Source organism: Mycetocola tolaasinivorans, from assembly GCF_003667565.1.
In the GTDB taxonomy this organism is placed as follows: domain Bacteria; phylum Actinomycetota; class Actinomycetes; order Actinomycetales; family Microbacteriaceae; genus Mycetocola; species Mycetocola tolaasinivorans.
In genome coordinates this window covers 171312-184875 of record NZ_RCUX01000006.1, presented here as the reverse complement: position 1 = coordinate 184875, position 13564 = coordinate 171312, and the positions used below count along the sequence as shown (strand labels likewise).

Below are 13564 nucleotides of genomic sequence, written 5' to 3'. Positions count from 1 at the left end.
GAAGGACAGGTGACTCGATGGTAGATCGGATCAAACACGATGCGCCGGTACTCGTGATCGGTCTCGGCCGGTTTGGGGCCGCGTGCTCGGGCGAGCTTGATCGCCTCGACCGCGAGGTGCTCGCGATCGACACCGACATGGAGCTGGTGCAGAAGTGGTCGGATCGGGTGACGCACACCGTGCAGGCCGATGCCCGCAATATCGAGGCGCTCAAGCAGATCGGCGCGCAGGACTTCTCGATCGCCGTGGTGGCCGTGGGTTCCTCCATCGAGGCGAGCGTGCTGATTACCGCCAACCTGGTGGACCTCAAGGTGCCGCAGATCTGGGCGAAGGCAGTCTCGCAGTCGCACGGCAAGATCCTGGCCCGGGTGGGTGCGAATCACGTGATCTATCCCGAAGCCGAGGCCGGGGAGCGCACCGCGCACCTGGTGAGCGGGCGGATGCTCGACTTCATTCAGTTCGATGATGACTTTGCGCTGGTGAAGATGTACCCGCCGAAGCCGATTCGCGGGATGAGCCTCGACGAATCGGGTGTGCGCACCAAGTACAACATCACGGTGGTGGGTGTGAAGTCACCGGGCAAGCCGTTTACGTATGCGACGGCGAACACCGTGGTCTCGAATCACGACCTCGTGATCGTCTCGGGCACCTCGGCGGATATCGAGCGTTTCGCGGCGCTCGGCTCTTAGTCTTTCCCATTTCGGCGGCGCGTGTGCGGCCGCCGGATGACGCTTCATGACGCAAAAAGTCACGCCTGCGTGACGTTGCATGACGGGGGCTCTGGACGGCCCGGGGGTGCCGGGCGCATCCTGAGATGCATGAACAATCAGCACTCGAGTGATCCGGTGGCGCAGCTTCGCGAAGCACGCTCCTCGATCAAGTGGACCCGTTATCCGGCCGACGTCCTCCCGCTGTTTGTTGCCGAGATGGACTACCCCGTCGCGGCCCCCATTACCGCCGAGCTGATCGCGCGAATTGGGGCATCGGACCTCGGCTATGTTGATGGCCCCGGCCCGCTAACCGCCGCCTTCACCCGCTTCTCGACCGAGCGCTGGGGCTGGACGCCGGATGCCGATCGTGTGCGTATCGCCACGGATGTGAGCGTGGGCATCGTCGAGACGCTGCGCTACGGGCTGCCCGCCGCCGCGAACGTGGTCATCACACCGCCGGTGTATCCGCCGTTCTACGAGTTGGTTGAGGAGGCCGGCCACGAACGCATCGAGGTACCGCTGATTGAGACCGCGGGCACCTGGACGCTGGACATCCCCGGCATCGAGGCCGCGTTTGCCGCCGGTGCCGATGCCTTCCTGCTGTGCAACCCGCACAACCCGATCGGGATCGTGCACACCCGGGACGAGCTGGCCGCCGTGGCCGCCCTGGCCGCACGCTACGGCGTGCTGGTGATCAGCGATGAGGTGCACGGCCCGCTCGCGCATCCGGGCCACCCGTTTACCCCGTTCCTCGCCGTCGCCGGCGAGCACGGTGCCTCGGCGGTCACGGTGACCTCGGGCAGCAAGGGCTGGAACCTCGCCGGGGCGAAGTGCGCGCTGGTGATTGCCGGCGATGAGCGCACCACCGAGCTCGTGGATCGTTTCCCCGAGGAGGTGGCCTGTCGGGCCAGCATCCTCGGCGTGCACGCCAACACCGTGGCCTTCTCGTGTACCGACTGGTTGGACGACACCGTCACCAAGATCGTCGAGAACGACCGCCTCCTCGCCTCACTCTTTGAGCAGTACCTCCCCGGAGCCACCTATGTTCGCCCGCAGTCCAGCTATCTCGGATGGCTCGATCTGCGCTCGCTCGGACTCGGTGATGACCCCGCCGCCTTCCTGATCACCCACGCCCGTGTCGCGCTGAACGCCGGGCACACCTACGGGGATTCGGGCCGTGGTTTCGCCCGGATCAACCTCGCCTGCGACCCCGATGTGCTGCGCGCCGCGGTGGAGCGCATTGCCGCGGCTACCGCGCTGGTAGCCGCCTAGGCCGCCACGAACCCCGGTACCGCCACCCGCCACACACCGCGAACGGAGCACCTCGAATGATGATCGGATTCCTCGCCCTGTGCGCCGCGATCGTCCCGATCCTCCTGCGCGCTTCGCCGCAGCGCATGCCCTATCCGGTCGCGGTGCCCATCGCGCTCGCACTGCTCTCGATCCTGACCTCCGGGCTCGACCACGTGATCGTGTACGCGCTACTTGCGGGCCTGAGCTTCGCGATGTCGGCCGTCATCATCGTGTCGCACCTCGCAGGTTCCGCACGATCAGAGGGCCGGGCATCCGCCTAAGCGTGCTGCTCAGCCACACCGGTTAGGCTTGGCCGGCTGCCCCGCGGTCGTCGCGATCCACGTCGCCCTCGATCAGGCTGTGGGCCCGGTTATCGGTGGCAGCCTCCTCGGGGTGTTCCTGCGCCGCGGGTGCCCAGCCCATTGCTCGAGACTGCACGGCGGAAGCATCGGCAAACGGCAACAGCGCGTCGCGCACGCCCCGGCGCTTTCGCTGCACAACAGCGCGACTGATCGTCACGATGAGCGCGGCGGCGAGCAGCGCCCAAAAGGCGTAGCCCACCCATTCCGATAGCACGCCCATGGTGTCTCCCCCCTCTGGTGACCTCGCACGCGGAGGGCACCTGCCTCCCAGGGTATCGGGATCGGCGGTCCCACACACCCCTGGTACACGCATCGCAATTAATGCGACAGAAAACGCGCTGGTTCCCTCGCACCAGAGTCTGGGAGCCAGTGCGCGCGCTAGTACCCCGCCGCCGTGACCGCGTCCAGCGCGTGGCCGAGGTCGGCGATGATGTCGCCGGCGCTCTCGATGCCGATGGAGAGGCGCACGAGGCCCGGCGTGATGCCCACGGCCAGGCGCTCCTCCTCGGTGAGCTTCGCGTGAATGGTGGAGCCCAGGTGGATGGCCAGCGAGCGGACATCGCCGATGTGGGTCATCGGGGTCACGAGTTCGAGGGCGTCGATGAAGACCCGGGCGGCGTCGCGGCCCCCGGCGAGGTCAAACGAGACGATGGATCCCGCTCCGCGCGGGAGGTACTTCTGGGTGAGCGGATAGTACGGGCTACTTTCAAGGCCCGGGTAGTGAATCTGGCGCAGGGCCGCGTGGCCCTCAAACGCGCGTGCGACGGCAACGGCGTTGTCCACGTGGCGTTCCATCCGCAGCGAGAGGGTTTCGATGCCCTGCAGCAGCAGGAAGGTGGAGGTGGGCGGCACGGTCGGGCCGTACTCCAGGATGGTCACGGTGCGCAGGAACCCGAGGTATGCCCCGGCACCGAAGCGCTCGACCGCCGAGCCCACACCCGGCCGCGGTGAGGTGGTGAGGTGCGGAAAGCGGTCGGCGTTGGCCTCCCAGTCGAACGTGCCGCCGTCGATGATCGCGCCGCCGATGACCGATCCGTGGCCCGCAAGCCACTTCGAGGTCGAGTGAATCACGATGTCGGCACCCCACTCGATGGGACGACAGAGATAGGGGGTCGCGACCGTGGAGTCCACGATCAGCGGCACACCGGCCGCGTGCGCGATGTCGGCGAGCGCCGCGATATCCACCACGTCACCCAGCGGATTGGGGATGGTCTCGGTGTAGATCGCGCGGGTGCGCTCGGTCACCTTTGAACGCCATACCTCGGCCGGCGCATCGGCGGGCACGTACTCGACGCTCAGGCCCTGCCGGGCCAGCGAGGTGCGGAACATCTCGCGGGTGCCCTCGTAGAGGTTGGTGGTGGCGAGGATGTGATCGCCGGTCTGCGCCAGCGCAAACAGCGTGACCGCAATGGCCGCCTGGCCGCTGCCCACGAGCACGGCATCCACGCCACCCTCCAGGTCGGCGATGCGCTTGGCCGCCACGATGTTTGTGGGGTTGTCGTTGCGCGAGTATGCGCGGCGGCTACTCGCCCCGGCGAAGCGCTCCTCGCCGTCATCGAAGCTCGCGAATCGGTATCCCGCGGTCTGATAGATCGGGGTCACCCGGGCGGTGGTTTCGGCATCGTTAATCTCACCGGCGTGGATCTGCCGGGTCTCGAAACCGAATGAGGGGGAACCTGTGTGCGCTGACATGTGGCCACGCTACTCGCGCATGCCCCACCCGGTCACCCGGTAAGTAACAGTCGGAAATCTTCATTCCCCACTCCGTCATACGCGTTCATCTGCCGTCGCAATTCTTTATGTTTGTCGATTCGAGGAACGCCCGCTCCTAGGCTGACTCCGCAGCCTGTGGGCCTCCCCGTTTCGATCGTGGACGGACCCACGGCAGATCGAAGTGAAGGGGAACCACATGTCAGAGATTCGAGGTGAGAACGCGTGAGCTCGAAGAAACTCGGCTTTTTTACCCGGGTACTTGACCAGGTGGGCTCCGGCGAGCGCCTCCGGCTCGCGATCGAGCAGATCGTGCACGCCGAGGCATTCGGATACGACTCGGCATGGGTGGCCCAGCACCACTTCAACCCGCACGAGGGCGGACTGCCCAGCCCGTTTGTGTTTCTGTCACACGCGGCCGCGCACACCACCCGCATCCGCCTCGGTACCGGCATCGTCACCCTCCCGCTCGAAAACGCCGTGCGTGTGGCGGAGGACGCCGCGACCTTCGACCTCCTCTCGGGCGGTCGCCTGGAGCTCGGTGTTGGCAGCGGAGGCACCCCCAGCGCCTTCGCGACGTTTGGGCGCAACCCGGCCGACCGCTCCCGCGACTTCGCCGCGCAGCTCCAGGTACTCCGTCAGGCACTCGCGGGTGAACCGCTGGGCCGCAACCGCAACCGGATTTCGCCGCCCGCTCCGCGCCTGATCGAGGCGCTCTGGCAGGCCACGTTCTCCCCCACGGGCGGAACACGGGCCGGGCGGGCCGGCGACGGACTCCTGCTCTCGCGCACCCAGCAGCGCTCCCCACGCACCCCGAACCTCTCACTCGCCGAGATCCAAAACCCCATCGTCGACGCCTACCTCGAGGCACTGCCGGCCGGGGTAGCCCCGCGCATCTCGGGTGCCCGCACCGTGTTCGTGGCCGATGACCGGCGCACCGCGCTGCGCTTTGCCGAGGTGGGACTGCGCCGCGCCGCCGCCCAGTTCCGTGCGGCCGGACAGATCGTGCTCGGCGACACCCTGCCCGAGCTCATCACCGAGTTCGACGTGCACCTCGGCACCCCGGAAGAGGTCACCGAATCGCTCGCCGCGGATCCCGTGCTGGAGCGTGCCACCGACCTGGTGTTCCAGGTGCACTCGGTGGATCCCCCGCACGAGTTCATCCTGCGCTCGATCGAGCTGGTCGCCACCCGGGTCGCGCCCGCCCTGGGCTGGGCGGCCGAGGCCCCCGCTCCCTCTCCCGAGCCCGCGCTGTCTTAGCTTCGCCCCACCGTTCGCATCCGCGATCCACCCCGAAAGGAACCCCCGTATGACTCAGCCCGTACCGGATCTGATTGATCATCTCGCCGGGATCACCCCCGGCTCTCCGGTGGACCGGGTACGCGCCCGTCGCCCCGAGGCACGCGCAAACGCCCAGGCGAGCTTCGCGGCCCTGCTCGAACCGGCCCACACCGGGGATGTCTCCCCCGCCGACCGCTTTGCGATTGCCGCATTCGTGACCGCGATCAGCGCCGAGCCGCAGACCGCCGCGTACTACCGCGAGCGCCTCACCGAGCTCGACGCCCACCTGGCCGGCCGCATCGACTCCCTCGCCGCGGCGGCCGCGGCCTCCGGCCCGTTCGGTCACTACCCCTCCGCCGCCCTGGCCGAGGAGAACACCGAGGGCGTTCGGTTCACCGTGCCGGAGGCCGACCGTGCCGCGCTCGGTGCCCCGCTGTCGGCCGCGCTGGAGCACGCACACCTGCTGGTGTTCCGCCCCCGTGAGGCAAGCGCCGCCGCACTGCAGGCGCTGCTGGACTCCGGCTGGAACGAGACCTCCATCGTGGTGATCTCGCAGCTAATCGCGTTCCTCACCTTCCAGCTTCGCCTTGTCGCCGGCCTGCGCCTTTTGGCCCAGGACCCGGCCACCACCGGCGACATCGTCACCATCGACCGTTCCGAAACCGTAGGAGCCCACGCATGACCGAGAGCGCATTCGGACACGTCCTCACCTACCCGGGCCTGCGCGCCCCCGAGGTGTTCACCCGCGAGGGCCTCGGCTGGGTGCCGTGGATCCAGCCCATCCCCGAGGATGAGCTGACCGAGGAGCACCTCGTCGCGCTGGTGGATAAGAACCGCGCGAAGATGCCATACTTCCGCCTGCTCGTGCGCGACCCGGAGGCCCTGCGCGCCCGCACCGCCACCGACAACGACATCTTCTACAACACCGACTCCGGTCTGCCCCGCGCCGACCGCGAGCTCTCGGCCGTGGGTGCCTCGCGCAGCAACGGCTGCATCTTCTGTGCCTCGGTGCACTCGCGATTCGCAGTGCAGCAGTCCGGCCGTGCGGAGGACGTGGATCGCGTACTCGCCGACGGCGTGGACTCCGCACAGGATGCCCGCTGGGAGGCCATCCTCGAGGCGTCGGTCGCCCTGACCGACACCCCCGTTGCGCTCTCCCAGGCCCACCTCGATGCCCTGCGCGCCGCGGGCCTTGATGACCTCGAGATCGCCGACACCCTGCACGGTGCCGCCTTCTTCAACTGGGCCAACCGCCTCATGCTGTCCCTCGGCGAGCCGGAGCTGCCGGCGGCGCGCTAGTGCTCCGCATCGCAGCCCAGAGATGAGAGCGGGGCACCGGATGGTTCCGGTGCCCCGCTCTTCTTCTGTGGCCAGGCGTCACTGCCGTGCTCCCGCGCGCTAGATCTGATCCGCGACGATCAGCTCATCGAGGAATGCCTGCCAGCCGGCGAGCGCTGCCTCCTGCTGTTCCGGGGCGAACCCCGGGGTCTCCTGGGTAAAGTGCAGGCGGGTACCCTCGACGCCGTCCTCCGTGGCCTCGGTGAGCGTGACAACCACGGCCGCGCGCTCCGGGGATTCAGGATTGTCCGTCAGGGTGAACACGAAACGCTCGTTGGGAACGATTTCGAGGAAGTCTCCGGCCCAGTGGATCGCATTGCCGTCCGGCAGCACCATCGTGGCGGTCCAGGATCCCTCGATCTCGGGGGCAAAGTCGAGCTGATCCAGCGGCACCTCGACCGAGGAGCCACCAAACCAGCGGGAGAAGTGTTCGGGGGTGGTCCAGGCCTCAAAGACCTCGGCGGGTGAGGCGGCAAAGAATCGATCGATCTCGATGCTGCCCGGGGTGATTCCGGTCATGATGTCTCCTGTCCTGAGCGTGCGATTGCGGGGTTCGGGGAGCCCGAGTGTGTCCAAAAACCGCACGCGTTAAATGCACCACGAACGCGCCAAAACGTCAACCAGAATTCCCGATTGACACATGCCGTAACACCCGGAGGAAACCTGCCGTAATACTCCGGCTTTTCGCGCAATGCCGTTGTTAGTCTCGGGTTCACGGCATCGCCTGACGATGCCCGGAGCGAGCACCGAGCCCGGTATCCGCCCCACCGAAAATTTTCCCCAAGGAGATAGGTGTGGCTACTACCTTTTCATTTGAGCTTTACCCACCCAGATCGGCCGCCGCGGCCGATGCGCTCGAGGTGTCTCTCGCGCACCTGGTGGCGTCGAGTCCCGAATTCATCTCGGTGACCTACGGCGCGGGCGGTACCACCACCGACCGCTCGCTGCGCGTCCTGCAGCAGCTGCGCGCGGGCGGGGTGGATGCCATGGCGCACCTCACCTGCGTGGGCTCCTCCTATGCCGAGGCCTCGGCGATGATCCACGAGTTCCTCGACGCCGGCATCACGAAGTTCCTCGCGCTGCGCGGGGATCCCCCGGTGGGAGCCAAGGAGGGCGAGAACTTCCTCGGCGATCTCGGCAGCGCCGGTGAGCTGGTGCAGCTCATCCACCGCATTCGCGCGGAAAAAGCCCAGTTTGTGCAGCCTCCGCTGGCCGGATTCCCGCGCGGCACCCAGGTGCGTCCGCAGCCCAAGGTCACGATCGCCGTCGCCGCGTTCCCCAACGGTCACCCCCGCTCGCGCTCGGTGTCGCAGGACCTCGACACCCTGCTGGCCAAGGAGGCCGCCGGCGCAAACCTGGCGATCACCCAGCTGTTCTTCGACCCCGAAGACTACCTACGCTTTGTGGATCAGGCGCGCGCCGCGGGGATCACGATGCGGATCCTCCCGGGGATCATGCCCGTGCTCAGCCCGGAACGCCTGCACCGCATCGTCCAGCTCACCGATGAGAAGCTCCCCCTTGAGCTGCTGCGAAAGCTGGAGGCCCAGGGCTCGCCCGAGGCCCAGTTTGAGGTCGGCGTGGATCACGCCGTGAGCCTCAGCCACTCCCTGTTGAACGGCGGCGCCAGCGGCCTTCACCTCTATACCTTCAACCAACACCCGGCCGTACTGCGCGTCCTGCGCGAGACCGGTCTCTACGTCCCCGAAAAGGAATACGCATGACCCACACACCGTTCCCCACCGGCACCATCCTCGGCTACCCGCGGATCGGTCCGCGCCGTGAGCTGAAGCGCGCGGTTGAGGCCTTCTGGGCCGGCAAGACCACCGCCGAAGAGCTCGAGGCCACCTCGCGCGAACTGCGCGCCGGCACCCGCGAGCGCCTGGCCTCGCTGGGCCTCGGCCGCGAAGACTCCTCGATTCCCGAGGCCTTCAGCTACTACGACCAGGTACTCGACGCCGCCGTCACCGTGGGTGCGATTCCCACCCGCTTTGAGCGTCTCGTGGCCGAGGACGGCACCGTCGACCTCGCCGGCTACTTCACCATCGCCCGCGGTGAGGGTGCGGATGTGCCCGCCGAGATGACCAAGTGGTTCGACTCGAACTACCACTACCTCGTGCCCGAGATCGGGCCGGACACGAAGTTTCACCTCGCCTCGCGTCGCCTGGTAGACGAGGTCATCGAGGCTCGCGAACAGGGCTTCGTCACCCGCCCCGTCATCGTCGGCCCGGTCACCCTGCTGGCCCTCGCCAAGCCCGCGGTGGACGCCCCCGAGGGCTTCACCCCAATCTCGCGCCTCGACGACCTCCTGCCCGTCTATGCGGAGCTGCTGTCGGCCCTGCGCGCCGCCGGTGCCGAGTGGGTTCAGCTGGATGAGCCGGCCCTCGTGAGCGAGAGTATCGAGGTGCCCCGCGCCGAGCTGCTGGCCGCCGCCGCCCGTGCCACCGAGGTGCTCGGCGGCGAGAGCGACCGCCCGCAGATCTTCGTGGCCGCCCCCTACAACGACCTCGGCGACGCCCTGCCGGTGCTGCTGAACAGCCCGGTCGAGGCCATCGGTGTGGACCTCGTCCGCGGCGCCGTCCCCGCCGGTTTCACCACCGAAAAGACCATCGTCGGCGGCGTGATCGACGGCCACAACATCTGGCGCGGCGACCTCGCCGGTGCCTGGGAAACCCTCGACAGCCTGCGCGCGCTCAGCCCGAACGTCGCGGTATCGAGCTCGACCAGCCTGTTCCACGTGCCCCAGGACGTCACCGTCGAGACCAAGCTCGACCCGCGCCTGGTCTCCTGGCTCGCGTTCGCCGACCAGAAGGTCGGCCAGATCTCCCTGCTCGCCACCGCCCTGGCCGAGGGCCCCGCCGCCATCTCGGCCGAGCTGGCCGAGGCCACCGCCGCGCTGGCAGACCGCCACTCGGCACCCGGTGTCCGTGACGGTGCCGTGCGCGAGCGTGCCGCCGGGCTGACCAACGCCGACTTCACCCGCGGCGAGTACACCGAGCGCCTGGCCGCGCAGGACGCCGCCCTCGGCCTCCCGCCGCTGCCGACCACCACGATCGGTTCGTTCCCGCAGACCGGTGACATCCGCCGTGAGCGTGCCCGCTTTGCCCGCGGTGAGATCACCGAGGCCGAGTACCGCGGCGCGATGGAGGACGAGATCCGTCGCGTGGTCGACCTGCAGGAGGAGATCGGCCTCGACGTCCTCGTGCACGGCGAGCCCGAGCGCAACGACATGGTTCAGTACTTCGCCGAGAACCTCGACGGTTTCGCCGTCACCGAGCTCGGCTGGGTGCAGAGCTACGGCAGCCGCTGTACCCGCCCGTCGCTGCTGTGGGGCGACGTCTCGCGTCCGGCACCGATCACCGTCGACTGGTCGACCTTCACCCAGTCGCTGACCGCCAAGCCGGTCAAGGGCATGCTCACCGGCCCGGTCACGATCCTCGCCTGGAGCTTCGTGCGCGATGACCAGCCGCTGGCCGACACCGCCAACCAGGTGGCCCTCGCCCTGCGCGACGAGATCGCCGACCTCGAGGCCGCCGGCATCGGCATCATCCAGGTGGACGAGCCCGCGCTGCGCGAGCTGCTGCCGCTGAAGCTCGCCGACCAGCCCTCCTACCTCGAGTGGTCGGTGGGATCCTTCCGCCTCTCCACCGCGGGTGTGGCCAAGGAAACCCAGATCCACACCCACCTCTGCTACTCGGAATTCGGTGTGGTGATCGACGCCATCAACCTTCTGGACGCCGATGTCACCTCCATCGAGGCGGCCCGCTCCAAGATGGAGGTTGTGTCGGACATCGAGCGTTCGGGCTTCGGCCGCGGCATCGGGCCGGGCGTCTACGACATCCACTCGCCGCGCGTTCCCAGCGTGGATGAAGTCACCGAGCTGCTCCAGACCGCGCTGGGTTCGATCCCGCAGCGTCAGGTCTGGGTCAACCCGGACTGCGGTCTGAAGACCCGCGGCTATGACGAGACCGTCGACTCGTTGCGCAACATCCTCGCCGCGACCCGCACCGTACGCGAGTCGCTCAGCGCCTAGGTAGTGCACCACGGCGGGGTCGGAGATTGTCTCCGACCCCGCCGTTTTGTGTTGGGCGCTCGGCAAAACACCCCATACGTCCGGGCACTCAGGAATTACACCCACTATCCCCCCTTGTGTGGACCCACAAGGGGGGGATAGCGTACGATGATGGTCAGGGAAGTCAAACAGCGGGTTCTCGAGCGTTTCCTTGCCTCCGAGTGGTGGTTTCTCCTGAGCAGCAAGGGCGGACACAACGTGTGGGGATCCCCCGATGGCTCAGACTCCGTTGCCATTCCCACGCACGGCACGGTCTCACCCGGTGTTGTGCGTCAGGTCATCAAGAAACTGCCAGACACACCCGCCGGCTGGCGATAGAGGGGCGGATCACCGTGGCACAGATCTACGAGGCAACGGCACGACGTGAGGGAAAATGGTGGATCATCACCATCCCCGAAATCGACGCCGTGACACAGGCACGAAGCATCCGCGAGATTCAGACGATGGCCGATGGGATCGTCATGGCGCTGCTTGATCTCGAGGAGGGCGAGGCGAGGGTTTCCGTGAGCATCGAAATGCCAAATTCCGTCCAAGAAGCATGGGACGAGGCCGCTCGCCTGCAGGCCGAAAGCGAGCGGGCCAGCAGGCGCGCCGCAGCGCTGAGACGCGAAGCGGTTCGCAGTCTCCTTCACGAGGCTCAGCTCTCACAGAGCGAGGCCGGCACGCTCCTCGGGCTCTCCTACCAGCGAATTCAGCAACTCGCACGGGCCAGCTAGCCACCCCAAAACCGACAGGGGCGGCATCACCCTCCGACCTGCCGCTGTCGCGACCGGGTGGGCATTCGTTAGCGTTAGGGTATGTCGACGCACACCAGAAAGCTTGCCCTCACCGCCGCCCCGATGCTGCTCGCACTCACTCTCGGCTTGGCCGGCTGTAGCGCGGAGGGCAGCGCCCCCTCGGCAGCACCCGACGCGAGCACCGCTCAGGGCATGCTCGCCGCACACGGCCTCGAGGGGATGGATGCCCGCGGCGTGATCGAAAAGCTCGAACACACCGCGCTCGACAAGCGGCCGCGGGACCTGATGGCGTCGATCCGCCCCGATTCTCTCCTTCTCTCGGAGCAGTCCGGCAAGACCACCCAACTCCCCATGCCGAAGGACGAGTTCTACCTCTCGGTCGCCCCGTACGTGGGCACCTCGCACGACTGCTACTTCCACAGCCTCACCACCTGCCTGGGCGAGCTGGGAGACGCCGACGTGTCGATCACGGTCACGACGGAATCCGGCGAGACGATCGTTTCGGAGAAAACACGCACCAACGAAAACGGCTTTGTCGGCATCTGGCTGCCCCGAGACATCACCGGCACGCTCACCATCACTCAGGACGGCAAATCCGCCAGCACCGAGATTGCCACCGGCTCCGAAGACCCGACCTGCCTCACCACGATGCAGCTCAGCTAGCTAGTTTCCGGCGGCGAGCTCCGTGGCTCGGGCCAGGGCGGCGTCCGTCGCGCGGATAAACACCTGGTCGAGACCGGCCTCGCCCATCACCGCGAGAGCGCGCTCGGTGGTGCCGCCCGGGCTCGTCACGTTGATGCGCAGCTGGGTGGGTGTTTCGGAGGACGCGGCGAGCAGCTCGGTGGCCCCGCGGAAGGTGCCCTGCACCAGCAGATCCGCCTCCTCCGAGGTGAAGCCCTTCTCGATCGCGGCCACGGTGAGCGCCTCGATCAGCGCAAAGACGTAGGCGGGGCCGGATCCGGAGATGGTGCTCAGGGCGTCGATGCGACCCTCCTCCACCTCGAGGACATCACCCACGGTCTCAAAGACCGCACGCACGGCGGACATCGCGGCCGCATCGGCGCGGGTGCCCGGGGCGATGCCGGTGACCGCACGGCCCACCACTGCCGGAGTGTTCGGCATCGAGCGCACCACGATCGCCTGTGCGGGCAGGATCGACTCAAACGTGGCGATGGTCACGCCCGCAGCGAGACTCACGACGATCGCACCGGGCTTCACGGCCGGGGCAATCTCGGCGAGGAGGTCGGGAACCATGCCGGGCTTCACACCGATCAGAATGATGTCGGCCTCGGCAGCGGCCTCGCGGTTGCCCTCCGGGTTGTCATTCAGCGCGACACCGGTCACGCCGGCCAGCTGAGACAGGGCCGCGGCCTTTTCCGGGGTGCGGTTGGTCGCGGTCACCGGGCTCGTGGCGGTGGCGCCGGAGGCCACGAGGCCGGACAGGATCGCCCCGCCCATCGAACCGGTACCGAGGAAGGCGATGCGGGGTGCGTTCGTGCTGGTCATTCCCCCATCCTAAATCCGCGGTGCGCGCTCCGGCCCGCGTGGCGACAATCGGTTTACCCTGGGACCATGAAACTCGAGCCGCTGCTGCTTCGCCTGGACCGCATCGCCGGGGGATCCCGCGCCTCCGAACGGATCTCCGAGGAGGCGCGCGCCCACCCACGCACGGTCCGCGCGTTCCGAGCCGTCACGATCCTGCTGCTGATCGAACTGCTCCTCGGCATCGCGGCCGTGGTGATTGCGCTGGTACTCCTGGGCCGCGGCGAACACGTTCCCCTCTCGGTTTGGACCCGCAGCGTGGTTGTTCTCGGCATGACCGCGACGCTGTTCTACTTCTCCTGGCGCGCGCAGCTCGGCTGGGCCTGGGGCTACTCGCGACTGCGCCTGTTCAGCAAGATCTTCCCGGTGGTCACACTCGTGCTCGCGGCCATTCCCGGGTTCTACCCGGTCTGGATGATCACCGAGCAGATCATCTTCAGCCTCATCCTGATCGGCGTGGCCGACTACCTCGACTCCGACCATATGCGCGATACCTTCCGCCGGCCCACCCCGCCCACCTAG

Annotated in this window: 15 protein-coding genes; 11 read left to right on the top strand and 4 right to left on the bottom strand. The window is 67.6% G+C overall.

The features are described 5' to 3' along the window. Nucleotides 1-17 precede the first annotated feature (17 nt). From D9V32_RS09275 to D9V32_RS09265, 3 genes are all read left to right on the top strand, one after another. A complete protein-coding gene (locus D9V32_RS09275; RefSeq protein ID WP_121648627.1) occupies nucleotides 18-689 on the top strand; it encodes a potassium channel family protein in 672 nt (223 codons plus the stop codon). Nucleotides 690-818: 129 nt separating this feature from the next. After that, the gene (locus D9V32_RS09270) at nucleotides 819-1982 is read left to right on the top strand and encodes a MalY/PatB family protein (protein WP_121648626.1); all 1164 of its coding nucleotides are present in this window, start codon (nucleotides 819-821) and stop codon (nucleotides 1980-1982) included. 56 nt (nucleotides 1983-2038) lie between these two features. Further along, the gene (locus D9V32_RS09265) at nucleotides 2039-2284 is read left to right on the top strand and encodes a hypothetical protein (RefSeq protein WP_121648625.1); all 246 of its coding nucleotides are present in this window, start codon (nucleotides 2039-2041) and stop codon (nucleotides 2282-2284) included. A gap of 22 nt (nucleotides 2285-2306) precedes the next feature. Here D9V32_RS09265 and D9V32_RS09260 read toward each other — a convergent pair whose 3' ends face one another. Next, nucleotides 2307-2585: a hypothetical protein gene (locus D9V32_RS09260; RefSeq protein ID WP_121648624.1), complete on the bottom strand. Its 279-nt coding sequence runs from the start codon at nucleotides 2583-2585 to the stop codon at nucleotides 2307-2309. 158 nt (nucleotides 2586-2743) lie between these two features. Then, complete coding sequence (locus D9V32_RS09255) at nucleotides 2744-4057, bottom strand: O-acetylhomoserine aminocarboxypropyltransferase/cysteine synthase family protein (RefSeq protein ID WP_121648623.1); 1314 nt, start codon at nucleotides 4055-4057, stop codon at nucleotides 2744-2746. 243 nt (nucleotides 4058-4300) lie between these two features. Between D9V32_RS09255 and D9V32_RS09250 the strand changes: the two genes are divergently transcribed. From D9V32_RS09250 to D9V32_RS09240, 3 genes are read left to right on the top strand one after another with little or no spacing between them, the layout of a single operon-like run. After that, on the top strand, nucleotides 4301-5335 hold the full coding sequence (locus D9V32_RS09250; RefSeq protein ID WP_121648622.1) for a putative FMN-dependent luciferase-like monooxygenase: 1035 nt from the start codon (nucleotides 4301-4303) through the stop codon (nucleotides 5333-5335). A 49-nt stretch (nucleotides 5336-5384) separates the two neighbouring features. Then, nucleotides 5385-6038, top strand: coding sequence for a CMD domain protein (locus D9V32_RS09245; RefSeq protein ID WP_121648621.1), 654 nt, complete (start codon nucleotides 5385-5387; stop codon nucleotides 6036-6038). Then, nucleotides 6035-6655: an alkylhydroperoxidase domain protein gene (locus tag D9V32_RS09240; RefSeq protein ID WP_121648620.1), complete on the top strand. Its 621-nt coding sequence runs from the start codon at nucleotides 6035-6037 to the stop codon at nucleotides 6653-6655. Before D9V32_RS09245 ends, D9V32_RS09240 begins: the two co-directional genes overlap by 4 nt. Nucleotides 6656-6754: 99 nt before the next feature. Here D9V32_RS09240 and D9V32_RS09235 read toward each other — a convergent pair whose 3' ends face one another. After that, nucleotides 6755-7213 (bottom strand): SRPBCC family protein, encoded by a 459-nt coding sequence (locus tag D9V32_RS09235; protein WP_121648619.1) that lies wholly within the window; start codon nucleotides 7211-7213, stop codon nucleotides 6755-6757. A gap of 275 nt (nucleotides 7214-7488) precedes the next feature. Here D9V32_RS09235 and D9V32_RS09230 point away from each other — a divergent pair, with 275 nt between their 5' ends. The 4 genes from D9V32_RS09230 (at nucleotide 7489) to D9V32_RS09210 (ending at nucleotide 12163) form a co-directional block, all read left to right on the top strand. Continuing rightward, on the top strand, nucleotides 7489-8415 hold the full coding sequence (locus tag D9V32_RS09230) for a methylenetetrahydrofolate reductase (RefSeq protein ID WP_245982207.1): 927 nt from the start codon (nucleotides 7489-7491) through the stop codon (nucleotides 8413-8415). After that, a complete protein-coding gene (gene metE / locus D9V32_RS09225) occupies nucleotides 8412-10724 on the top strand; it encodes a 5-methyltetrahydropteroyltriglutamate--homocysteine S-methyltransferase (protein WP_121648617.1) in 2313 nt (770 codons plus the stop codon). The genes D9V32_RS09230 and metE overlap by 4 nt, the downstream gene beginning before the upstream one ends. Before the next feature lie 371 nt (nucleotides 10725-11095). Beyond that, nucleotides 11096-11479, top strand: coding sequence for a hypothetical protein (locus D9V32_RS09215; protein ID WP_121648615.1), 384 nt, complete (start codon nucleotides 11096-11098; stop codon nucleotides 11477-11479). Between the two features lie 81 nt (nucleotides 11480-11560). After that, on the top strand, nucleotides 11561-12163 hold the full coding sequence (locus D9V32_RS09210; RefSeq protein ID WP_121648614.1) for a CueP family metal-binding protein: 603 nt from the start codon (nucleotides 11561-11563) through the stop codon (nucleotides 12161-12163). On the opposite strand, the gene proC is transcribed toward D9V32_RS09210, so the two are convergent. Continuing rightward, nucleotides 12164-13006, bottom strand: a complete 843-nt coding sequence (proC, locus tag D9V32_RS09205; RefSeq protein ID WP_121648613.1) for a pyrroline-5-carboxylate reductase — start codon at nucleotides 13004-13006, stop codon at nucleotides 12164-12166. Between the two features lie 66 nt (nucleotides 13007-13072). Here proC and D9V32_RS09200 point away from each other — a divergent pair, with 66 nt between their 5' ends. After that, nucleotides 13073-13564, top strand: a complete 492-nt coding sequence (locus D9V32_RS09200; RefSeq protein ID WP_121648612.1) for a hypothetical protein — start codon at nucleotides 13073-13075, stop codon at nucleotides 13562-13564.